The following is a 23,065-nucleotide window of genomic DNA, read 5'->3' as shown; positions in this document are numbered from 1 at the left end:
CTCATGCACGAGCCGATACGTTCCTCGCGAGCCGATACGCCTCACGCCGCCCGATCCGTATCGGTTCGTCGGGGCTGTATCGGCTCGCGGCTCGGAGGATAGGCATGTACGTCACCGGACGCCTCCCGATCCTCGTCGCCCTGGGCATCGTGCCCGTCGTGCTGCTGTCACTCACCGGCATCGACGCGTGGGCGGTTGCGGGCGGCTGGATCCTCCTCTGCGTGGGGCTCGCGCTGATGGATGCCGCCGCCGCGGCGTCGCCGCGCGCGCTGCGGGTCGAGCGGCGCATCCCCCGGCGGGCGCTCCTCGGCCAGCGGGTCGAGGCCGAGCTCTGGCTCGCGAACGGCGGCCGACGCCGGATCCGCGGCCGCGTGCGCGACGCCTGGCAGCCGACGGCGGGCGCCCCGCCGGCGCGTCTCGCGCTCGACGTGCCGCCCGAGGAGCGGCGTCGGCTCGTCGTCCCGCTGCTCCCGCGACGCCGCGGCGAGCTGCGCTCGGAGTTCGTCGCCGTCCGCTCCGACGGCCCTCTGCGCCTCGCCGGACGCCAGGCCCGTCTCGACGAACCGGGGGCGCTGCGCGTGCTCCCGCCGTTCACAGCGCGGCGGCACCTGCCGTCGAGGCTCGCGCGTCTGCGCGAGCTGGACGGCTCGACGAGCGTTCAGGTGCGCGGGCAGGGGACCGAGTTCGACAGCCTGCGGGAGTACGTGCGCGGCGACGACGTGCGCTCCATCGACTGGCGGGCGACGGCGCGGTCGTCGACGACGATGCTGCGCACGTGGCGGCCCGAGCGCGACCGGCACGTCGTCATCGTCGTCGACACGGGCCGCACCGCCGCCGCCCGGGTGGGCGACGGCGTGCGCCTGGATGCGGCGATGGAGGCCGCGCTGCTCCTCGCCGCCCTCGCCAATCGCGCGGGCGATCACACCCACCTGCTCATGTTCGATCGCGTCATCCGGGCGCGCGTCACGAGAGTCGACGGACCGGGCCTGCTGCCCGCCCTCGTCGACGCCATGGCGCCCGTCGAGCCCCAGCTCATCGACACCGACTGGGACGCGGCCTTCGCCCAGGTGAGAGCCCTCACGTCGCGCCCGTCGCTCGTGGTGCTCCTGACTGCTCAGGATGCCGCCGAGGCCGCCCGCGGGTTCCTCGGGTCGCTTCCCGCGCTCGCGCAGCGCGCTCACGTGCTCGTCGGCACGGTGACCGACAGTGCGCCCGCGGTCGACGCGCGGCCGGACGCCGCGGACGTCTACCGCGAGGCCGCGGGAGCCCGCACCGAGCGGGACGCCGCCGCCGTCGCCGCCGCGATCGGCCGCGCGGGCGCCGAGGCGATCGCCGACACCCCCGACGCGCTCCCGCCGCGGATCGCCGACCGCTACCTCGCGCTGAAGGCCGCCGGCCGGCTGTGACGCCGGGTGGCGGCATCCCGAACATCCTCCCTGGGAGTTCGCTGGGCATGCCCTAGGCTCGCGTCGGGCGGTGGTTCCGCCGTCTCGCACGCGAAGGAGAAGCAATCCCATGAGCGATCCGCGACCTGAGAAGCCGGTGAGGCCGACGCCCCTCGAGCACACGCCCGCATCGGCCGACCCGAAACCCGACGTGCCGGTGCCGCCGACTCCCCTGATCCACACGCCCGTCGCCCCGTCGACGGCCGCCACCCTGACCGCCGAGGCCTTCGGCACCTTCCTGCTGGTGCTCGGCCTCGTCAGCACCGCACTGTTCACGGCCGGCTTCGGCGAGGGAACGGATGCCGCGAACAAGGGCGTCGGCTTCCTCGGCGTCGCACTCGCCATCGGCATCACGGTCGTGGGCGGCGCCTACGCCTTCGGCCCGATCTCGGGCGGCCACTTCAACCCCGCCGTCACGATCGGTCTCGCTGCCGCAGGCCGGTTCCCGTGGCGCAGCGTGCTCGGCTACGTCATCGCGCAGGTCATCGGCGGTCTCGTCGCGACGACGCTCGTCGTGCTCGTCGGCCTCTTCGGACCTGACGGGTGGCTCGCCGGCGCGCAGGACGGGGGCTTCGCGAGCAACGGCTGGGACACGCTCTCGCCCGGCGGCTTCGGAATCGGCAGCGCGATCATCGTCGAGGTTCTGTTCACCGCACTGTTCGTCATCGTGATCCTCGGCGTCACGCACTCGACGCGCGGCAACCCGGCCTTCGCGGGTCTCGTGATCGGCCTCACGCTGACGCTCATCCACCTTGCGACGATCCCGATCGACAACACGTCGGTCAACCCGGCCCGCTCGATCGCCACAGCGGTCTACGGCGGAGGGCTCGCGCTCGCGCAGCTGTGGGTGTTCATCGTGTTCCCGCTCGTCGGCGCGCTCATCGCGGGCTTCGCCTACCGCGCCCTGTTCGACGGCACCAAGAAGGCCTGACCTCATCTCCTCGTGAGGGCCCCGACGCTGCCGCGTCCGGGCCCTCTCGCATGCTCGGGCCGCGGGCATCCCTCTCCCGGCGAGATCGTATGCGCTCGCCCAACGCACACGTTGTTCGCGTGGACTACGGGTGCTCTCGTCGAGATCAGGTGATCTCGACGCGTCGCTCGGGATTCCGCCACCCGGCGCGCAGAAGAGGAATGGATGGCGCGGCGCCCGCGCGACAGAAGCCTCGTGCAACCCCTCCGGCGCCCGTCTCGCCCGAGCGCCGACCGAAGTGTCCCGCATCTCGGCTCGCTGGTCTGCAGCCGCATCCGACGCGCCTCTGGCCGGCGTGTCGTCACACTCGGCCGAGATCCGGCACGATCCCGGTGCGGACGAAACCGGGGCTCAGCCGGCGACAAGGGTCGGCGTGCCCGCCTCGTACTCCGTGAGGTCGCCCGTCTCGCCCAGCCGGTGCGCACGGCGCCCGACGACGAGCATGTAGACGAGGAACGCCGCGAGTGCCGTCGCGCCGATGCCGATCTTGACGGGCCACGGCCAGGGTTGCGCCGTCACGAAGCCCTCGATGGCCCCCGAAACGGCGAGCGCGATGACGAGCCCGATCGCGATCGTGGCGAGCGACCGGCCCGCCGACGCGAGCGACTCGCCGCGCGAGCGCGGACCGGGCGCGACCCACGCCCAGAAGACGTGCAGCCCCGCGGCGCCCGCGACGAAGATGCTCGTCAGCTCGAGCATGCCGTGCGGGAGGATGAAGAGCAGGAAGACGTCGCCACGGCCGTACGCGATCATGACGGCCGCCGCGATGCCGACGCCGACGGCGTTCTGGACGAGCACCATGAGCGGCCAGATGCCGGTGATGCCGAAGAGCACGCACTGCGCCGCGATCCACGCGTTGTTCGTCCACACGGTGCCGGCGAAGACGGCGGCGGGGTTCTCGCTGTAGTAATCGGTGAAACCGTGCTGCGCGTAGTACGACAGCTGCGCGTCGCTGCCGAGCGACGCGACGAGCGCGGGGTCGCCCGACACCCAGAACGCGACCGCCGCGACCACGATGACGAACGACAGCGCGATGACGAGCACCGTCCACCGCACGCGGTAGAGCGCGGCGGGAAGCTGCAGCGCGAAGAACCGGGGGATCTGCCGCAGCGCGTTGTCGGGGCCGCCCGTGAGCCGCAGCCGAGCCCGCGCGAGCATCGTCGACACGTGGTCACCCTGCGTGGTGCGTCCCGCCGACGTCTTGATGTCGGCGAGATCGGCGGATGCCGCGCGGTAGCGCGTCACGAGCTCGTCGACCTGCGCACCCGACAGCGACCGGGAGCGGCTGAGTTCGTCGAGCCGCTCCCACTCCGCGCGGCGCGCGGCGGTGAGGGCGTCGAGGTCCATTTGGTTTACTTTACGCATGGCCGACGCACCTGCTCCGACGGTCGTCGACATCCGTCAGGACGAGATCCTCACTGGTGAGGCGGTCGCCCTCGACGTGCAGCCGATCGGCTTCTTCCTGCGGGCGCTGGGCTGCATCATCGACGTGCTGATCGCGATCGCCCTCTTCGTGCTGTTCGCGCTCGTCGCGTCGTGGCTCATCGGTCAGGGAATGGTGGATGCCGCCGCCCTGCCGATCGTGACGATCGCCGCGCTCGTGACCGTCACGGTGGTGCTGCCGACGGTCGTCGAGACCGCGACGCGGGGCCGCAGCCTCGGCAAGCTCCTCGTCGGGGGGCGGATCGTCCGCGCCGACGGCGGCGCAGCGGGCTTCCGCCAGGCGTTCGTGCGCGCGCTCGTCGGCGTCTTCGAGATCTGGTTCACAGCGGGGGCCGTCGCCGCGATCGTCGGAGCGTTCACGCCGCGATCGCAGCGCCTCGGCGACCTCCTCGCCGGCACCTACTCGGAGCGCACGCGCACGCCCGCGCTCCCCCCGTCGGCTCCCGGGGTGCCTCCGCACCTGCTGCACTGGGCCGCGATCGCCGACGTCGCCCGCCTGCCCGACCGGCTCGCCCGCCGCACCGCCCAGTTCGTGTCCCACGCCGACGGCATGGCACCCGCGGCGCGCGCGCGGAGTGCGGCATCCCTCGCCTCCGAAGTGCGGGAGTTCGTGTCGCCCGTGCCGGCCGTCGATCCCGAGACGATGCTGCGCGCCGTCGTCGCGGTGCGCCGCGACCGCGAGCTGCGCGCGCTCGGCCTCGAGACCCAGCGGGTCGCCGCGCTCACCGCCGGCGCGTCCGGCGCACCGCGGGGCTTCCCCCAGCGCTGACCTCCTCGAAAGCGAGGACCCACGCCGGGCGCCGAGACTACATCGGTCGGACGAGACGGTGGGCATCACCCGCTGTCTCGTCCAACCGAAGTAGTCTCGCGGGTCAGTACCGGTAGTGGTCGAGCTTGTACGGGCCGTCGACGGGGACGCCGAGGTACGCCGACTGCTCGGCCGTGAGGGTCGTCAGCTCGACGCCGAGCGCCGCGAGGTGCAGGCGTGCGACCTTCTCGTCGAGCGTCTTGGGCAGCGTGTACACGCCGACGGGGTACTCCTCGCGCTTCGTGTAGAGCTCGAGCTGCGCGAGCACCTGATTCGAGAACGACGCGCTCATGACGAACGATGGATGCCCCGTGGCGTTGCCGAGGTTCATGAGGCGTCCTTCGCTGAGGACGAGCACGCTGCGACCGTTCGGCAGGCGCCACTCGTGCACCTGGGGCTTGATCTCGATCTTCTCCACGCCGGGGATCGCGGCGAGGCCCGCCATGTCGATCTCGTCGTCGAAGTGCCCGACGTTGCCGACGATCGCGAGGTGCTTGAGGCCGAGAAGGTGCTCGGGCGTCACGACCCGCGTGTTGCCGGTGCCCGTGATGACGATGTCGACCTGGTCGATGACGTCGTCGAGGCGGGCGACCTGGAAGCCGTCCATCGCGGCCTGAAGGGCGCAGATGGGGTCGATCTCGCCGATGATGACACGGGCGCCCTGGCCGCGGAGGGCCTCGGCGGAGCCCTTGCCCACGTCGCCGTAGCCGGCGACGAAGGCGACCTTGCCGCCGATGAGCACGTCGGTCGCGCGGTTGATGCCGTCGGGCAGCGAGTGGCGGATGCCGTACGTGTTGTCGAACTTCGACTTCGTCACGGAGTCGTTGACGTTGATCGCGGGGAAGAGCAGGTCTCCGGATGCCGCGAGCTCGTACAGGCGGTGCACGCCCGTCGTCGTCTCCTCCGTCACGCCGATGAGCTCGGCCGCGATGCGCGTGAAGCGCTGCGGGTCGCGTGCGAGGCTCGCGCGCAGCGTGTCGAGGATGATGCCGTACTCGTGCGAGTCATCCGCCGCCGTCGCAGGGACCGCCCCGGCCTTCTCGAACTCGACGCCCTTGTGCACGAGCAGGGTCGCGTCGCCGCCGTCGTCGAGTATGAGGTTCGGGCCGTCTGCACCCTCGGCCGACCAGTCGAAGATGCGGTCGGTGCAGCGCCAATACTCCTCGAGGGTCTCGCCCTTCCAGGCGAAGACGGGCACGCCGGCCGGCGCGTCGACGGTCCCGGTGGGGCCGACGGCGATCGCCGCGGCGGCTTCGTCCTGCGTCGAGAAGATGTTGCAGCTCGCCCACCGCACCTGCGCGCCGAGGGCTGTGAGCGTCTCGATGAGGACGGCCGTCTGCACCGTCATGTGCAGCGAGCCGGCGATGCGGGCTCCGGCGAGCGGCTGCGTCGGGCCGAACTCCTCGCGGAGGGCCATGAGGCCGGGCATCTCGTTCTCGGCGAGGCGGATCTGGTGCCGGCCGGCCTCGGCGAGGGAGAGGTCGGCGACGTCGAACTCGAGGGGGCGCACGGATGCCTCAGAGGCGGTGGTGGTGGGCATCCGCCCATTCTTCCATGACCGCCTGAGCGGCGACCCTGGTCAGACGCGCAGCGTCTCGTGCCGCACGACCACCCATCCCTTGGGGACCGACAGCCGGTCGGTGTGGATCGCGCAGAGGTCGTGCGCGTGCGGATCGCCGTCGGCGCCGAGAGGCCCCAGGGCCGCCATCTGGTCGCCGTAGTCGTACGTCAGGGTCGACACCGCCTCGCGGGCGCATCCCACCTTGGAGCAGAGTCTCTCGCGCATCGGTCCGACCCTAGCGCCGCCTTCCGACACGGTTCAGGATGCCGCGCCGCCGGCCCCGCGGATCCCCTCCCGACCCGACCCGGTGCGCGCCGGCATCCCGTCCTTCTCGGGTTCGGGGCGAACGACGCGCACGACACGCCGTCGGCGAGGGCGTGTCGCCATCGGCGCGCGCCCCGAACCCGAGACGGCGCGAGCCGCACGCGCCTCGGCCCGGCCGCGCGTCAGGGGCCGCACCTAGGATGGGTGCATGGCGTGGCGGAGGACGAGGGACGCTGCCCGGAGGGCGAGACGCCCTGCGCGGCACGGACGCCACGGACGCGAGGGCCGCAGCCCCGTCGTACGGCCGCCCCTCCCCCCGCTCGACACACGCGCCGATCGCTTCGACCTCGCCGTCGGCACGACGGCGGAGTTCTTGCGCTCCGCGTGGGAGGAGCTGCGCGACGTCAGCTTCGAGATCGCCGACATGCCTCCCGCGACCGACGACGACGGCATCCCGCGGTGGCACGTGCTGTCGGCGGAGAAGCGGATCATCCTCTATCGCCTGCCCATCGAGCGGCTGAGCCACCTGCATCGCAACGACGACGCGCACCGCCGCATGATGATCGAGGGCTCGGTCTTCCGCGCGGCGGCCGAGTATCTCGACCGCGACCCCTGGGATCTCGGACCCGAGCGCTTCCGGTACTTCTGACTCAGGGGTAGACGACGATCGGCTCGGCCGCGGTGTCGGCCGACCACACCGGGAAGCCCGCGAGCGCCCCGACGCCCGTGAGCGAGACGCCCGCGCGCACGCCCACCGCGCCGGCGTCGAGCGAGTACACCGTGCGCGAGCGCAGGCTGAATCGCGTCGAACGCTGGGCGGGGATCGTGACGGTCGTCGAGCTCGAGCCGTCGACGGCGTCCACGGTCACCGCGGCGTCCTGATCGGTCGGGTTCACGACCGTCAGCGCGGGCGACGGGCCCGACGGCGTCGCGAACAGACTCGGCACCGCGACCTCGGGCGCCGGCGTGTACCACGCGAAGTCGGCGCCCTCGCCGAAGCCGGTCGTCTGCCACACGGCCCCGAGGACCGGCGCCTCCGCGTCGACACGCACCGTGTATTCGCGCGCGGCGAGGCCGCCTAGATCCAGATCGAGCGGCTTTCCCGCGGTCAGCGCCACCGAGATCGGGGCGCTTGCATCGGCGAGCCCCGTCTGGGTCACCGTGACCGTCGCCGTCGTGTCGGCGGACGGCGAGAGCAGCCGCAGGGCGGTGGAGGCATCCGATCCCGCTCCCCCCGTCTCGACGACCGACACGCCCGGGATATAGACGTGCGCCTCGGGAGCCTGGATCGCGCCGACCTGATCGACTCCACCGGCGGCGAGCGTGCGCTGGATGCTCGCCTGCAGAACGGCCGTCACGGGAGCGCCGGTCGCCGAGACCCGGATGACGGGGCTGTCCTGGCCGAGCGCGAGGCCCGCGAGCGCGATGACGCGCTGCGACCCCGCGGGCACGACGAGCCGGCCACCGGGCGGGACGACAGGGCCGTCCGTGCCGTAGACCGTCAGCTCGACCGTGGCGGGCACGACGCCGGGGTTGCCGACGATCACGATGTCCGACGAGCCCGTCGCGGTCGATCCACCGACGAGCCACGACTCCATGAGGGGCGGACGGCACGCGGATGCCGCGAACCCGGACAGGTCGGGGTCGCCGATCGACGTGGATCCCGACGCGGCGACGTCGGTGCGCGTGCGGTCCTGAGGGTCGGCGATGAACACGGCTGCGACGGATCCGTCGACCTGCGTCGACAGCTGCGACTCCGACGGCGGGTCGGATCCGTCGCGCACACCCGCGGTGAGCACCTGCTCGCCCGCGGCGGAGACGACATCGGCGGCGGAAGCGTCGCGCCCGAGGGCGAGGAGCGAGCCGGCGCAGGCGAGGACGCTCGCCTCCGGCGCCGGGGTCGCGACGACCTCGACGGGCTCGTGCGCGAGGGTCGGCCACGGCACGGCGACGGCCGTCGCGACGGCGACGACGAAGCCGGCCGCCACGAGCGTGCCCGCGAGGACGCGGGCACCCGTCGTCGCCCAGCGGAAGGTGCGGCGATCGCTCATCGGCCCTCCTGCCAGTAGTGGCCCACGACGCGCGGGGTGCGCTGCGCCGCTCGCCGGGCCCCCGCCGTCGGCAGGGCGAGCAGGAGCGCGACCGCGACGGCGGCGAGCTGTCCGAAGGCGATCCACCGCGTGCGCTGCGGGTCGGCTGCCTCGGCTCGCGGGGCGATCGGCACCGTCACGCGCCACAGCGCGCCCTTCGGCGTGACACCGACGGCATCGAGGTCGTCGCGCTGATCGAGCGCGGTCTGCGCGGACAGGCGGAACGAGCGCGCCGCATCGGACTCCGGGTCGGCGGCGGGCGCGAGGAGCACGAAGCCGATCCCGTCCGCCGCTGCGTCGGTGACGGCATCCCCCGCCGACGCCGTCACGAGGTCGGCGGACAGGTTGGCGAGCCTCCGATCCTGAGCGGAGGCCTCGGTGCGGGTCGAGACGATCGTCGTCTGGCCGCCGAGCGTCTCGCTGCCGCCCCACACGACCTCGGCGGCGACGCCGCCCGCGTTCTGCGGCGTGAGCACCAGCGTGCCGACGTCGGGGTCGTCCCGGCCCTCGGCGGCGACATAGGCGGGAAGCGTGCTCGCCGGGCCGAGCGTCAGGAACGTCGCACCCCGCGCCGACGCCGTGAGCGCGGGCACCGACAGCACTCCGATCGCGACGAGCACGAGGGCGGCCGCCGCGCCGCGCGCGAAGGCCACTCGCGGCGCGAGCCCGGAGTCGAGGGCGACCAGGGCCCCGCCCAGCGCTCCCAGCCACGCGAGGCTCACGCCCGCCCCGGGCCAGACCGAGACGGCGGCGGACTGCGCGAACGAGACGGCGACCGCCGCGGCGGCGAAGGCCGTGGCGATGCCGGCCGCGGCGACGATCAGCAGCACGACGCCGGCGACCCAGCGCTGAGTGAGGGGGGCGATGAGCGCGAGCACGGCGATCGGCGCCGCCAGAAGCGGCACCCACCACGTGGGCGCACCGCCGAGGAAGGCACCCCACCCGCCGGGATCCGCCGTCGGGAAGCCCGCGGCCAGCAGCGCGCGACCGGCCGCGTCGGGTGCGACCTGCGGTCCCGCCCACGGCACGCCGGGGTCGGCGACCAGGCTCCAGGGGTTGCCGATGCGCAGCTGATGCCACACGAGGGGTGCCGCGAGCGCCGCGGCAGGGATCACGACCCACACCAGCTGCGCGACGCCGCGGCCCGCACGACGCGCGATGGTGAGCCCGAGCGCGACGACCCACAGCACGACGAGCGCCGGCGCGAGCGAGGGCGCGCACGCCACGACGCCGGCGAAGAGGAGGGATGCCGCGCCCGCCGCAACCCACGACCGGTGGGCGACCGCGCCCGCGTAGAAGAGCCAGGGAAGAAGGAGGTGCGCGATGACGGCCGGAGGCCGGCCCTCGACGAGCGCCGCGAGGAAGGTCGGGGCCAGCGCCCACACGGCGCCGCCCGTGATGCGCAGGACGGACCGGTCGGTCACGCGGGTCGCGGCGAACCAGCCGCCGAGCGCCGCGAGCGGGATCGCCGCCACCCACAGGATCACGACGACGCGCGACGGCTCGGCGGGCCACAGCGAGCCGACGACCGCCACGACGGCCGCGAACGGATCGGCAGGGCCCGTCGTGTCGAGCCCCAGGGCGCGCGTGCCCCAGGCGGCATCCGCCCACAGCTGTGCGACGGCCGAACGCAGCGGCTGGAGCCCGCCGCCGCCGAGGACGGGCCAGGCCAGCAGCGCGGGGAAAGCGGCGACCGACGCGACGATCGCCGCGAGCACGAGCCACGCGCCGCCGCCCGAGAAGAAGCGCAGCTCGCCCCGACGGGCCTCGCCGAGGGCGTCCGGCCCGCCGTCGAGCCGTTCGCGCAGCTCGGTGCTGGTCACGCGCAGGGGGGCCAGCTGCGCCCACGACGCCTGGCGGGCGTGACGGATGCGAGCGCGCGAGCGCGCGATCGCCCCCACCCGGACGAGGGCCACGGCCGACGCGGCCCACTCGGGTCCGATGAGGCCGGGCTGCTTTCCGACGAGGAGCACGATCGTGCGCCAGGCCGCGAGGGGCAGGAGCGAGAGCCAGAGGAACGGCAGTGCGACCGGATGGGCGTAGGCGAGGCGGCGGTGCAGCTGCGCCGTGCGGGCGGCCAGCGCCGTCTGCAGGCGGCGACCGCGCGAGATCGGGAGGCCGGGTCCTGCGACGCCGTCTCCCGAGACGGCGACGAGCGCACCCGGCACGAGGGTCACGCGGGATCCCGCCAGACGGGCGCGGATGCCGAGATCGAGGCCTTCGTCGGCACCCGCGAGCGCGCGGTCGAGGCCGCCGAGCTGCTCCCACGCCTCCGTGCGCACGAGGATGCCGCGCACATCGGCGCCGAGCACATCCTCTCGGACATCGTGCTGGCCCTGATCGAACTCGCCGTCGGCGAGGCCCACCGTCCGGCCGAGGCGGGTGACGGTCACCCCGAGCGAGACGATCGTCGACCGGTCGTCGGCGCGCACGAGCTTCGGCGCGGCGAACGCGACGGACGGTGCGAGCTCGAGCGCCGCCGTCAGCCGGCTGAGCGCCTCGGGCTCGGGAGCGGTGTCCTGTGCGAGCAGCCACACGGACTCGCCCGATACGCGGCGGCTCGCGATGGCGGTCGCCTCCGCGAACCGCGTGCGCGCGGGGGCGGTGATGACCGATTCGGCGGGAGCGGATGCCGCGACCTCGGCGACGATGGGATCCTCGCCGCACACGACGATCGTGAGCGCATCGACCGGACGCGATTGCGCCTGAAGCGCTGCGAGGGTCCTCCGCAGATGGAAAGCGGCGGGCGTGCGCCCATCGGGGCGCACGACGAGGATCGCGTGTACTCGGCCAGGCATGACGTCGTCAGCCTAGGCGCGGGGCATCCGCGGTTCCGGGCGCACGCGCCGCGTGCCCCGGATCGCGGATGTGCCCTGGATCAGCCGGCGCGGCGCTTGAGCTTGCGCCGTTCGCGCTCGCTCAGGCCGCCCCAGATCCCGAAGCGCTCGTCGTTCTGGAGCGCGTACTCGAGGCATTCGCCGCGCACGTCGCACGAAGAGCAGATGCGCTTCGCGTCACGTGTCGAGCCGCCCTTCTCCGGAAAGAAGGCCTCGGGATCTGTCTGTGCGCACAGCGCATCGGTCTGCCAGGACAGAGGATTGTCGTCTTCGCCTTCGACGGGACGACGCACCCCCGGAACGCCCAGGTTGACCGGATCGACGAACCAATTGTCGGGAACGCCGGAACGGTACTGCGAAACCGTCATCTCGTTCTCCCACCTGCTCAACCCCCCACGCTGGTTCGCGTGTACGAGCAATTACACCCGTGTAATTCGCTCGGGTCAAGTCGCGAACCATAAAGCCTCAGCCCGCGGTTGAGGGTTCACGACGCGCCGACGGCGTGTTGCATTCGGATATCGCACATCGCGCGCCGAGGCGGCACCGAGTGCCCGCTCAGGCGGGACCCGGTTCCGAGCGGACGCCGGCCACCCTCAGCGGCCGGGGACGGCGATGAAGAGATCGCCCTCGCCGGAGACCTGCAGCGCGCCCTCGTCGGGGGTCACGAGGACGCCGACCCCCGGGATGAGCGTCGCGTGGTCACCGGATGCCGCGCCCTCGACGTCGAGCTCGCCGGCGGTCACGATCGCGATCGCGACGCCGTCGAGCGCGATCTGGGCCGGGGTGCCTTCCGAGACGTGCGTGTGCAGCAGCGCGAAGTCGGAGATACCGGGGCCTTCGAAGCGCTCCACGCCCCCGCCGAGGTCGACGGGACGCAGCACGGGCGGCGGACCGGGCGTCGGGTCGAGCACGTCGAGGAGCTCGGCGACGTCGATGTGCTTGGGCGTGAGTCCGCCGCGCAGCACGTTGTCGCTCGCGGCCATGAGCTCCACGCCGAGGCCTGCGACGTAGGCGTGCAGCACGCCGGCCGGCACGAAGACGGCCTCGCCCCGGTTCAGCGTCACGAGGTTCAGGAGCAGCGCGACCACGACGCCGGGATCGCCGGGATAGGCGGCGTTCAGGTGGCGCACGAGATCGAGCTCGGCGCGGAACCCGGGGACGTCGGCGTCGGCGGCCGCCGCGACGATCGCATCGACCTCGGCCTGAGCCGTGCCCGAGAGCAGCCAGGCGATCGTGTCGCGCATCGCGGTCGCCTCGTCGGCCCCGGCCAGGTGCTCGAGGAGCGGCTCGCCCGCCGCGCCGAGCGCGGAGACGAGGCGCTTGGTCGCATCGAGGTCGCGGAGCCCTGCGAGCGCCGTGAACGTGTCGCTGACCGCGACGATGAGCTCGGGCTTGTGGTTGTCGTCGCGATACGTGCGCACGCCGGCATCGCGCGGGATGCCGGCATCCTCCTCCCGGGCGAAGCCCTCTTCGGCCTGACGCTTCGAGGGATGAGCCTGGATCGAGAGCGGGGATGCCGCCGCCAGCACCTTCAGGAGGTACGGAAGCCGCTGCGGCGCACCCGTCGACGCCGCGTCGCTCGCGAGCCACTCCCCGAGCGCACGGCCGTCGGGGACGACCGCAGGGTCGCCGGGGTGATCGCCGTACCAGACCTCTGCTTCCGGGCGGCCGGTCGGGGCGCGGCCCTCCAGCTCGGCGATGAGGGTCGTGGACCCCCAGGCGTAGTCGCGCGGCTCGTTCACGAGAGGGGCCAGCATGTCCTCAGCCTATCGGCGGGCCCGGGGTACCCTGATTCCACCATGGCGCTGCACTCGAAGCATCCGGCCTCGGCGCCGCCGGAGGCCCCGGCGCGCGAGACGACGGCGCACCTCATGCTGCGCGCGTGGTGCATCTTCGTGCTGTTCACGGCGCTCGCGGGCACCTCGCTCGTGAACGCCTTCGGAGAGCTCGCGGCGGCCGTCATCGCGATCGGCAGCGGGCTGCTCTCGCTGGGCTTGTGGATCGGCATCCGGCCGCCCGTGCAGTGGCGTCGGCTCCCCGAGTTCGCGCTCGCGTACGTCGTGTGGGCGGGCCTGTCGTTCTTCTGGTCGGCGTGGCCGCAGACGACGGCGCTGACACTGCTGCTGCTCGCGCTCACGACCCTTCAGGCACTCTTCGTCGGAATCGTGCTGACGTGGCGCGAGCTCGTGCGGGCGATCGCGTCGGCGCTCAAGTGGGTGCTCGCACTCTCGCTCGCCTTCGAGCTGTTCGTGTCGCTGTTCGTCCAGCACGCCGTCATGCCGGGCTTCCAGCCGACGCCCGAGGGCAAGGTCGACCCGATCGTCTTCTGGTCCCGGAACAACCTCATCGACGGCGGCCGCATCCAGGGCATCGTCGGCAACGCCAACCTGCTCGGCCCCCTGTGCCTCCTCGCGATCATCGTGTTCGCGATCCGCCTCGCGGCGGGCGCTCCGCGGCGCGTGCCGCTCTACATCTGGATCGTCGTCGCCGCCTACATGATGGTCCGCGCGGGCTCGGCGACGTCGTACGCCGAAGCGGCGGCCGTCGTCGTCGTGCTCATCACCGTGCTGCTCATGCGTCGCGCCAAGGGGCCCGGACAGCGGACGCCGTATTACATCGGCTACGCCCTGATCGGCATCGGCGGCCTCGCCGCGCTCTGGGCGCTGCGCGAGCAGCTGTTCGCGCTCGTCGGCCGCGACTCCGACTTCACCGGCCGCGAGCAGATCTGGGAGGTCGTGCTCGCGAAGGCGAACGAGCGCCCATGGGTGGGCTGGGGCTTCGCGACGCCGTGGAATCCCAGCGACCCCGCCTTCGACGGCTGGATCATCGACCACGGTCAGACCGTCATGCAGGCGCACAACATGTGGGTCGACGTCTACCTGCAGCTCGGCATCATCGGCGTCGTGCTCATGGCGCTCACCTACCTCGCCTTCGTGTGGCGCGCCTGGTTCTTCGCCGTCGACAGGCCCCGATGGGATCTGCGCGACGACCGCCCGTACTCGGCGCTCTCGCTGCTGCCGACCCTCGTGGGGGCGATCCTGCTCGTCCAGGGGCTGCAGGAGTCGAGCCCGCTGCTGCTCTGGGGCTGGATGTTCGTCGTCATGTTCAGCTTCAAGATCAAGCAGTCGCCGCACATCGGCGTCGGACCCGCCGAGCAGACGCTGGCGATAGAGCGCGGCGAGCTGACGAAGCAGGCCCGGTGACCGGCGAGCCGGCGGCGCGCGGGGTCACCGGCATCCTCGCGTCGGCCGCGCTCGCGCGCGCGTTCACGCTCACCGTCTTCGGCGCCGTCTTCGGCGCGTTCGCGATCGAGCGGATCGCCGGGCGGGTCACGTACGCCACGATCATCGCGGGACTGTGCGTCTTCGCGGTCGGGATGCTGATCGCCCGGCGCCGCGAGATCTCGCTCGTGCGGCTCGTCCCGACGACGCTCGTGCTGTTCGTCGGCTGGACGTTCGCGAGCGTCTTCTGGAGCACCGATGCGACCAGGAGCTTCTGGGGGTGGGTGTCGCTCGCGGCGATCGCCTTCCTCGCCGTGACGATCGGCCACGTCCGCGACACCCTGCAGACGGTGCGCGCACTCGGCGATGTCATGCGGGTGCTGCTGTCGATCTCGCTCGGCCTCGAGGTGCTGTCCGGCATCCTGCTGGACATGCCCCTGCGTTTCATCGGCATCCAGGGCAACATCGCGAAGTTCGGGCCCATCCAGGGCGTCTTCGGAACACGCAACCTGCTCGGCTTCGTCGCCGTCCTCGCGCTCATCACGTTCCTCATCGAGTACCGCACGCAGTCCGTGCGCGCCGGGGTGTCGCTGTTCTCCGTCGTGCTCGGCGGCGTCCTGGCCGTGCTGTCCGACTCCCCCACCGTCGTCGTCCTCGCCGCCGCCGTCGCCGTGGCCGCGGCGGCCCTGGGGCTCGTGCGGCACACGTCACCGGAACGGCGCCAGGCGATGCAATGGGTGTTCGGCGGCGTGCTCATCGTCGCCATCGGCGCCGCGTATCTCGCGCGGCATCCGATCATCGCGTGGCTCGGGGCGGGCAGCGACTTCTCCACTCGCGCGACGCTGTGGGCCAATCTGCTCAACTTCGTGCGCATGCGCCCCGTGCAGGGCTGGGGGTGGTTCGGCCCCTGGGCGCCGAGCGAGATCCCGTTCATCGCGATCAACTTCCAATCCGGCCAGACCCACGCGTCGGCATTGAACGCGTATTTCGACGTGCTTCTGCAGCTGGGCTGGGTGGGGCTCCTCCTCTTCTTCCTTCTGTGCGGCTTCGCCTTCGTGCGGGCGTGGCTCGTCGCGAGCGAGCGGCGCTCGATCATCTACGCCTGGACGCCGCTCACCCTCGTCGCCCTGCTCGTCGACTCGATGTTCGAGAGCTTCACACTGTGGGGCCTCGGGTGGCTGCTGCTCGTGCTGTGCGCCGTGCGGGCGGGGCAATCCCGGTCGTGGCGCGAGCGGATGGATGTGGCGGAGGGGCCCGAGCTGCCCCACGATTCCTGACCGCGCCCAGGGTCTGCCGAGACCGGCACGGTAGGATCCGTTGTCGGCCCCGACGCCACGGCGCCCGCTGCCCCCACTCGGAGAATCCACGTGCCCCACGTCCTCCAGAACGTCGTCTTCCCCCAGGACCGCGATCCGGACCTTCTGCCCCTCTATGCCGACCCCGAGACGTGGTCGGTCATCGACGAGGAGCCCGTCCGCGTGTCGAGCCGCGCTCACCTCGGCAACATCCTCGATCGTCGCCGCGCACGCATCGTCGCAGGTCGTCGCGTCTCGTTCGGCACCTACTTCAACGCGTTCCCCGCCTCGTACTGGCAGCACTGGACGCCCGTGCGCGACGTGCGCCTGACCGTCCGCACGTCGGGGCCCGCGACTGTTCTGGTCTACCGGTCCAACGGCTCGGGAGTCCGCCAGCGGGTGGAGACCCGAGAGGTCGAGGGCTCCGTCACCTCGCATTTCGATCTGGTCCTCGACCAGTACAGCGACGGTGGGTGGATCTGGTTCGACATCGTCGCCGACGAGAAGAGCGCCGTCTTCGAGGGCGCCGAGTGGACCACCGAGACGGCTCCCGTCCGCACCGGCAACGCGTCGATCGGCATCACGACGTACAACAAGCCGGACTACTGCATCTCGACGCTCATGAACCTGGCGTCCGAGCCGGATGTCCTCGAGCTGCTCGATCGCATCTTCATCATCGATCAGGGCGACCGCCGCGTCGACGCGGAACCGGAGTTCGCGGAGGTCGCGGCATCCCTCGGCGAGAAGCTCCAGATCATCACGCAGCCCAACCTGGGCGGCTCCGGAGGATTCGCGCGCGCGATGGCCGAGACTCTCCAGCGCGGCGAGAGCGAGTTCGTCCAGCTGCTCGACGACGACGTGCGTCTGGAGACCGAGTCGGTGCGCCGGTCGATCGTCTTCGGCCGATACGCGTCGGTGCCGACGATCGTCGGCGCGCACATGTTCGATCTGCTCGACCGCCCGAAGCTGCACGCGTGGGCCGAGGTCGTGGACGAAGCGCCCTTCATGTGGCGCACGCTCTTCCAGGAGAAGATGCCGCACGACTTCAGCGCGACGAACCTGCGTCAGAACCCAATGCTCCACATGCGGCTGGACGCCGATTACAACGGCTGGTGGATGTGCCTCATCCCCGTCGACGTCATCCGCGAGGTCGGCCTGTCGCTGCCCGCGTTCATCAAGTGGGATGACGCCGAATTCTGTCTGCGCGCGCGGGAGGCCGGCACGCCGACCGTCTCCATGCCCGGTGTCGCGCTGTGGCACGTGTCATGGGTGGGCAAGGACGACTCGATCGACTGGCAGGCCTACTTCCATGCCCGCAATCGGATCGTCGCGGCGCTCCTGCACTCGACGATCCCGAGCGGCGGAACGCTCCTGCGCCACAGCCGTCGCCTGGACCTCAAGCACCTCATGATGATGCAGTATTACCCCGTCGCGCTCCGGCACCGGGCGCTCCGCGACATCCTGAGCGGCCCCGAGCACATGCGTGCGAACCTCGCCACCGCCATGCCGGAGGCACGGAAGCTCGCGAGTGCCTTCCCCGAGACCGTGGTCCACAAGGACACGGGCGTGCCCCTGCGCTCGCGGCGTGGGCGACAGGTTTTCAAGAAGCGGCGCACGCACGACTTCGACAACCCCACCGGCCTCCGGCTCCGCTGGTTCACGGCGACGGCACTCGTCTCGCACTGGCTCCACGCGCCGCGACCGGAGAACGTGGCGCATCCCGAGGTCGAGTTCGGCAAGGGCGACGCGCATTGGTGGCGCCTGCCGCTGTTCGACAGCGCGCTCGTGAGCGCGGCGGACGGGTCGGGGAAGAACATCTACACGCGGGACCGGGCGAAGTACCGCCGTATGCTCGTGGACTCGGTGCGCCTGCACCGCAGACTCCGGCGGCAGTGGCCAGAACTGTCCCGCCGCTACCGGGCGGCGATGGGCGACCTGACGTCGCTCGAGAGCTGGACCTCGACGTTCGAGGGCCGTCGATGAACGCGGTCGAGGCCGCCTGCCAGGGTGCGCCGAGTCGGGCACGGTAGGATTCACGCGCCATGCCTCTCGCCTCTGACAGCCCTGCGATGACGACGACCACTGAATTCGACCCCGCCTCCGCGACGATCGCCGTCGTCACCTACAACCGTTCCGGCCTCCTGACCCGACTCCTCGAGTCGATAGAGCGCATGGACCCCAAGCCCGGCCACCTGGTCATCGTCGACAACGCTTCGGCCGACGACACCGCGGAGGTCGTCGAGTCGTTCCGCGAGCGCATCGGCACGAAGCTCGTCTACCACCGCCTCGACACCAACACGGGCGGCTCCGGCGGGTTCAGCGAGGGCATGCGCGTCGCGTACGAGCTGGGCTCGTCGTGGATGTGGCTCATGGACGACGACGTCGAGGTGATCCCCGACGGCCTCGCCAAGATGGGCAAGTGGGCGCCGCGCTTCAAGAGCATCCAGGGCCGGCGCTACGACTACGACGGCAGCGAGTTCTACTGGCAGTACCGTGTCGCCGAGCCTCTCGGCATCCCGATCCCCTTCGCTCCCTCGGGCTTCGACGAGTCGGGCTTCAAGGAGATGAACTCGGGATGCTTCGAGGGCATGTTCATCCACCGCGACATCGTGACGCAGATCGGCCTGCCCGACCCGCGCTTCTTCATCTACTGGGATGACCAGCTCTACGGCTGGCTCGCCTCGCGCAAGACGACCTCGGTCATCGTGAACGAATTCGTCCTGCGTCGCACGCGTGAGATCAAGCAGTGGGACATGGGCATCCGCCACATGAACGCGTCGAGCGACGCGTACCGCTACTACATCATGCGCAACCGCGCGCTCATCAAGCAGTACTACCGCTCGCTCGGCGTCTACCGTCGCGTGCCGTTCGCGACGGGCACGGCCCTGACGTTCGGCAAGGAGCTCATCCGCCTCGTCTTCGTCGAGCGCAAGGTGCGCGGCACGTCGAACCTGTTCCGCGGACTCCGCGACGGCGGGAAGATCTCCCGCGACCGGTCGTTCAAGACGATGCCGCCGCTCGTCGCGGCGTCCTAGTCAGCCGCCGCGTCGTCGTCAGCCGACGGGATAGTCGGCGTCAGCCGACGGGATAGTCGGCGTTGTACCGGTCGAGGACATCCTCGATCGGGGCATCCATCGCAAGGCGTCCCTTGTCGAGATATAGCCCGCGCGTGCAGAACCGGCGCAGGTCGCGCTCGCTGTGGCTCACGAAGAAGAGCGTCCGCCCGTCGGCGAGCAGCTCGTCGATGCGCCGATAGCACTTCTCCCGGAAGGCCTTGTCGCCGACGGCGAGCACCTCGTCGACGAGCAGCACGGGCTCGTCGAGCTGCGAGACGACGGAGAACGCGAGGCGCACCTTCATGCCGTTGGAGAGGTGCTTGTAGGGCGTGTCGACGAAGTCGCCGATCTCGGCGAACTCGAGGATCTCGTCGAATTTGCCGGCGACGTGGGAGCGCGGCATCCCGTGCAGTCCTGCCGTGAGGTAGACGTTCTCGCGCACGGTCAGGTCTCCGACGAAGCCGCCCGTGATCTCGATGAGCGGCGCGACGCCGCCGTTGACCGCCACGCTGCCCTCGTCCGAGAGGAGCACCCCGGCGACGAGCTTCAGGAGCGTCGATTTGCCCTGCCCGTTGCGTCCCACGACGCCGATCGACTCGCCCGGGGCGACCGTGAACGTGACGTCCCGCAGCGCCCAGAACTCGCCGGGACGCGCACGGCGCTTCGAGCCCGCGAAGAGGTCCTTGAAGCTGCGGCGACCGCGGCGGTTGCGCCGGAACCGCACGCCGAGGCCTCGAACCTCGATCGCGTGAGCGGATGCCGCCATCACAGCTCCTTCAGGATCGGGCGCTCGAGCCGCCGGAACACCCAGAGGCCGACCGCGAGGATGACGAAGCAGAGGATGGCGCCGACGCCGATGACCCACGGGTCCCATTCCTCGGGGAAGAACCCGACCCGGTAGAGGGCGAAGATCCCGGAGAGGGGGTTGAATGCGGCGAGCGTCTCGAACACGCCGGGGAGGTCCTCCACTCCGTAGATCACGGGCGAGGCATAGAACAGCGCGCGCAGGATGAGGCGCGTCGTGCGCTCGAGGTCGGTGTACATGACGCACAGGGGCGCGACGATCAGTCCGAGTCCGACCAGCAGGACGGTCTGCAGGACCACCGCGACGGGCAGCCAGAGCAGCCCCCAGTTGAGCTGGGCGGGCTTGTCGGAGAACTCCGCGATCACCACGAAGAGCACGATCACGGGCAGCGAGCAGAGGAACTCCACGCCCTTCGTCAGGACGATGCGATTGACCCAGATCGACCGCGGGATCGCCGTCGACCGCACCAGCCGGGCGTCCTTGTTGAAGGCCTTCGTGAAGTCCGACACCGCCGAGTTGAACCACACCCACGGAAGCAGCGCCGTGATGAGGAAGACGATGTACGGCTCGTGCCCCACCGTGCGGTGGAACACCTGGGTGAAAACGAACCAGTAGATCGCGCTCATCACGAGCGGATCGAGCACCGACCACAGGTAGCCCAGCGCGCTGGTGGCGTAGCGGACCCGCAGATCGCGTGCCGACAGCAGCCACAGGGAGTGCAGGTAGCGCTGGGGGGATCCGGGCGCGCCGACGGCGGCAGTGGTCACCTGTAGATCCTAGGCGGCGCGCGCTGAGTCCAAGTACGTCGCGATGACGTATTCCGCGATGGCGATGGAGCTGGTCGCGGCGGGTGAGGGGGCGTTGCGCAGGAGGGTGACCGGGCCGACCTGGTCGACGGCGAAGTCGTCGAGGAGCTCGCCGCCGCGGCCCCATGCCTGCGCGCGCACGCCGGCGCCGTGCTTGTGGGCGAGGTCCGACTGGCGCAGCTCGGGGAGGAAGCGGCGCGCCTTCTGGAAGTACAGAGGCTTGATCAGCGACCCGCTGATCTCATCCACGCCCATGCGCCAGTGCTGCTTCGCGAGCGCCGGAGCGCCGGGCCAGCGCAGCGACTCCCAGGTGTCCTTCACCGACCACTGCAGCCAGTTGTATCCCTCGCGCCGCAGGGCGGGCACGGCGTTGGGGCCGACGTGCACGTTGTCGTACACACCGCGGGTGAAGTGCACGCCCAGGAACGGGAACCGCGGGTCGGGCACCGGATAGATCATGCCCTTGACCAGATCGGTGCGCTCCGGGGCGAGCTCCCAGTACTCGCCGCGGAACGGCAGGATCCTCGGCGACGGGTCGGCGCCCACCAGCCCCGCGACGACGTCGGACTGCAGACCCGCGCAGACGATGAGGCGGTCGAACACGTCCTCCGAGACGGGAGTCACGACGCGCACGCGGCCGTTGTCGAGCCGGATGCCGGTCACCTCGTGGCCCAGCCGGATCCGCCCGCCCGCGGCGCGGACGTCCTGCGCCATCGCCTCCGTGATCGACGCGTAGTCGACCACCGCGGTGTGCGGCGAGTGCACCGCCGCGACGCCGGCGACGTGCGGCTCGATCTCACGCAGCCGCGCGATGTCGTCGATGCGGGCCAGGTCGGGCACGCCGTTCTCGATGGAACGTCGCTCGATCTCCGCCAGCGCCGCCAGCTCCGACTCGTCGACCGCGACCACGAGCTTGCCGACCTCCCGGTACGGCAGGCCCTTCTCCTGGCAGAACTCGCGGATCGACACCCGGCCCGCCGCGCACAGCGTCGCCTTCAGCGACCCCGGCTTGTAGTACAGGCCGGCGTGCACGACGCCCGAGTTGTGCCCGGTCTGGTGCTCGGCGAGGCGATGCTCCTTCTCGAGCACCGTCACCTCGTCGCCCAGCGCCGAGAGGGCCCGTGCGAGGGCGACTCCGACGATTCCGCCGCCGATGATCCCGGTCGTGCCCATCAGCGCATCCCGACCGTCGTCTTCACATGCTTGCAGAGAGCGTTCACGCGAGCTGGTTGTTCCACATCGACAGCGCCGATCCGATCGCCATGTGCATGTCGAGGTACTGATACGTGCCGAGCCGGCCGCCGAAGAGCACGTCCTTCTCGCCCTTGGCGAGCTCGCGATAGGCGAGCAGCCCATCTCGATCCTGCGGGGTGTTCACGGGGTAATACGGCTCGTCGCCGCGATCGGCGAAGCGCGAGAACTCGCGCATGATGACGGTCTTGTCCGTCGGGTAGCGGTCGGCGCGCTCGGGGTGGAAGTGACGGAACTCGTGGATGCGCGTGTACGGCACGTCTGCGTCGGCGTAGTTCATCACCGACGTCCCCTGGAAGTCGCCGACCGGAAGCACTTCCTGCTCCAGGTCGATCGTGCGCCACGACAGAGCGCCCTCGGCATAGTCGAAGTAGCGGTCGACGGGTCCCGTGTAGACGACCTGGACCTGACCGACGGTCGCCGTCTTGTTGAGCGGCTGGGAGTCGTCGAAGTAGTCGGTGTCGAGCTTGACCTCGATGTTCGGGTGGTCCGCTATCCGCTCGAGCCACGCGGTGTAGCCGTCGGTCGGCAGACCCTCCCACGTGTCGTTGAAGTAGCGGTTGTCGTAGGTGTAGCGCACGGGCAGACGGCTGATGACCTCGGCGGGCAGCTCCTTCGGGTCGGTCTGCCACTGCTTGCCCGTGTAGTCGCGGATGAACGCCTCGTACAGCGGGCGTCCGATGAGGCCGATGCCCTTCTCCTCGAGGTTCGCGGCATCCTTCGCATCGAATTCGCCGGCCTGCTCGTGCACGAGCGCCCGCGCCTGATCGGGCGTGTACGCGGACTGGAAGAACTGGTTGATCGTGCCCAGATTGATCGGCAGCGGGAACACGACGCCCTTGTGGTTCGTGTACACGCGGTGCACGTAGTCCGTGAACGTCGTGAAGCGGTTGACGTACTCCCACACCGTGGGGTTCGACGTGTGGAAGAGGTGCGCTCCGTACTTGTGCACTTCGATGCCGGTTTCGGGCTCGTCTTCGCTGTACGCGTTGCCGCCGATGTGCGGGCGGCGGTCGATGACGGTGACCTTGCGGCCCGAGGCCGCTGCGCGTTCGGCGATGGTGAGACCGAAGAAGCCGGAGCCGACGATGAGAAGATCCATTTGGCTGCTTTCTGGGGACGGACGCCGCGAACACGGCAATGCGGCAGGGAGCGCCCGCCGCTCATGGAATTGTACCGGGGCGCGGTGCCCGGTCCCCTGAGCGCTGAGCGT

General features: G+C 71.1%; 19 protein-coding genes. 8 read left to right on the top strand and 11 right to left on the bottom strand.

From position 1 onward, the window contains the following. The first annotated feature begins 104 nt into the window (after positions 1-104). Positions 105-1,406: a DUF58 domain-containing protein gene (locus ACH3VR_RS10440; RefSeq protein ID WP_396640724.1), complete on the top strand. Its 1,302-nt coding sequence runs from the start codon at positions 105-107 to the stop codon at positions 1,404-1,406. A gap of 109 nt (positions 1,407-1,515) precedes the next feature. Continuing rightward, positions 1,516-2,376: an aquaporin gene (locus ACH3VR_RS10435; RefSeq protein WP_396640723.1), complete on the top strand. Its 861-nt coding sequence runs from the start codon at positions 1,516-1,518 to the stop codon at positions 2,374-2,376. A 390-nt stretch (positions 2,377-2,766) separates the two neighbouring features. Here the strand turns inward: ACH3VR_RS10435 and ACH3VR_RS10430 are convergent, their stop codons facing one another. Beyond that, entirely contained in the window at positions 2,767-3,762 is a 996-nt protein-coding gene (locus ACH3VR_RS10430) for a stage II sporulation protein M (protein ID WP_396640722.1), read from the bottom strand. Positions 3,763-3,778: 16 nt separating this feature from the next. Here ACH3VR_RS10430 and ACH3VR_RS10425 point away from each other — a divergent pair, with 16 nt between their 5' ends. Then, entirely contained in the window at positions 3,779-4,627 is an 849-nt protein-coding gene (locus ACH3VR_RS10425) for an RDD family protein (RefSeq protein WP_396640721.1), read from the top strand. A gap of 103 nt (positions 4,628-4,730) precedes the next feature. Here ACH3VR_RS10425 and ahcY read toward each other — a convergent pair whose 3' ends face one another. Both ahcY and ACH3VR_RS10415 read right to left on the bottom strand, forming a co-directional pair. Then, a complete protein-coding gene (gene ahcY, locus ACH3VR_RS10420; protein WP_396640720.1) occupies positions 4,731-6,206 on the bottom strand; it encodes an adenosylhomocysteinase in 1,476 nt (491 codons plus the stop codon). 39 nt (positions 6,207-6,245) lie between these two features. Then, positions 6,246-6,452, bottom strand: coding sequence for a DUF3499 family protein (locus tag ACH3VR_RS10415; RefSeq protein WP_396640719.1), 207 nt, complete (start codon positions 6,450-6,452; stop codon positions 6,246-6,248). 247 nt (positions 6,453-6,699) lie between these two features. Between ACH3VR_RS10415 and ACH3VR_RS10410 the strand changes: the two genes are divergently transcribed. Then, positions 6,700-7,140 carry a metallopeptidase family protein gene (locus ACH3VR_RS10410; RefSeq protein ID WP_396640718.1) on the top strand — a complete coding sequence of 147 codons (441 nt, stop codon included), beginning with the start codon at positions 6,700-6,702 and terminating at the stop codon, positions 7,138-7,140. 1 nt (position 7,141) lies between these two features. Here the strand turns inward: ACH3VR_RS10410 and ACH3VR_RS10405 are convergent, their stop codons facing one another. The 4 genes from ACH3VR_RS10405 to manA form a co-directional block, all read right to left on the bottom strand. After that, positions 7,142-8,542: a DUF5719 family protein gene (locus tag ACH3VR_RS10405; RefSeq protein ID WP_396640717.1), complete on the bottom strand. Its 1,401-nt coding sequence runs from the start codon at positions 8,540-8,542 to the stop codon at positions 7,142-7,144. Continuing rightward, a complete protein-coding gene (locus ACH3VR_RS10400) occupies positions 8,539-11,379 on the bottom strand; it encodes a glycosyltransferase (protein WP_396640716.1) in 2,841 nt (946 codons plus the stop codon). The genes ACH3VR_RS10405 and ACH3VR_RS10400 overlap by 4 nt, the downstream gene beginning before the upstream one ends. Positions 11,380-11,459: 80 nt before the next feature. Then, on the bottom strand, positions 11,460-11,786 hold the full coding sequence (locus tag ACH3VR_RS10395; protein WP_397556503.1) for a WhiB family transcriptional regulator: 327 nt from the start codon (positions 11,784-11,786) through the stop codon (positions 11,460-11,462). A gap of 225 nt (positions 11,787-12,011) precedes the next feature. Beyond that, positions 12,012-13,175 (bottom strand): mannose-6-phosphate isomerase, class I, encoded by a 1,164-nt coding sequence (manA, locus tag ACH3VR_RS10390; protein WP_396640715.1) that lies wholly within the window; start codon positions 13,173-13,175, stop codon positions 12,012-12,014. Between the two features lie 42 nt (positions 13,176-13,217). Between manA and ACH3VR_RS10385 the strand changes: the two genes are divergently transcribed. From ACH3VR_RS10385 to ACH3VR_RS10370, 4 genes are all read left to right on the top strand, one after another. Next, positions 13,218-14,621 (top strand): O-antigen ligase family protein, encoded by a 1,404-nt coding sequence (locus ACH3VR_RS10385; protein ID WP_396640714.1) that lies wholly within the window; start codon positions 13,218-13,220, stop codon positions 14,619-14,621. Next, positions 14,618-15,916 (top strand): O-antigen ligase family protein, encoded by a 1,299-nt coding sequence (locus ACH3VR_RS10380; RefSeq protein ID WP_396640713.1) that lies wholly within the window; start codon positions 14,618-14,620, stop codon positions 15,914-15,916. The genes ACH3VR_RS10385 and ACH3VR_RS10380 overlap by 4 nt, the downstream gene beginning before the upstream one ends. Before the next feature lie 90 nt (positions 15,917-16,006). Continuing rightward, positions 16,007-17,917 carry a glycosyltransferase gene (locus tag ACH3VR_RS10375; protein WP_396640712.1) on the top strand — a complete coding sequence of 637 codons (1,911 nt, stop codon included), beginning with the start codon at positions 16,007-16,009 and terminating at the stop codon, positions 17,915-17,917. A gap of 59 nt (positions 17,918-17,976) precedes the next feature. After that, complete coding sequence (locus ACH3VR_RS10370) at positions 17,977-18,969, top strand: glycosyltransferase family 2 protein (protein ID WP_396640711.1); 993 nt, start codon at positions 17,977-17,979, stop codon at positions 18,967-18,969. 40 nt (positions 18,970-19,009) lie between these two features. On the opposite strand, the gene ACH3VR_RS10365 is transcribed toward ACH3VR_RS10370, so the two are convergent. From ACH3VR_RS10365 to glf, 4 genes are read right to left on the bottom strand one after another with little or no spacing between them, the layout of a single operon-like run. Then, positions 19,010-19,756: an ABC transporter ATP-binding protein gene (locus ACH3VR_RS10365; RefSeq protein ID WP_396640710.1), complete on the bottom strand. Its 747-nt coding sequence runs from the start codon at positions 19,754-19,756 to the stop codon at positions 19,010-19,012. Continuing rightward, positions 19,756-20,562 (bottom strand): ABC transporter permease, encoded by an 807-nt coding sequence (locus ACH3VR_RS10360; protein WP_396640709.1) that lies wholly within the window; start codon positions 20,560-20,562, stop codon positions 19,756-19,758. Before ACH3VR_RS10360 ends, ACH3VR_RS10365 begins: the two co-directional genes overlap by 1 nt. A 9-nt stretch (positions 20,563-20,571) precedes the next feature. Next, entirely contained in the window at positions 20,572-21,774 is a 1,203-nt protein-coding gene (gene lhgO, locus ACH3VR_RS10355; RefSeq protein ID WP_396640708.1) for an L-2-hydroxyglutarate oxidase, read from the bottom strand. 43 nt (positions 21,775-21,817) lie between these two features. Then, the gene (glf, locus tag ACH3VR_RS10350; RefSeq protein WP_396640707.1) at positions 21,818-22,954 is read right to left on the bottom strand and encodes a UDP-galactopyranose mutase; all 1,137 of its coding nucleotides are present in this window, start codon (positions 22,952-22,954) and stop codon (positions 21,818-21,820) included. Positions 22,955-23,065: the final 111 nt, after the last annotated feature.

This window comes from Microbacterium alkaliflavum, assembly GCF_044325405.1.
GTDB lineage: Bacteria > Actinomycetota > Actinomycetes > Actinomycetales > Microbacteriaceae > Microbacterium > Microbacterium alkaliflavum.
The sequence above is the reverse complement of the archived record's forward strand: the minus strand, read 5'-3'. Positions and strand labels throughout refer to the sequence as shown.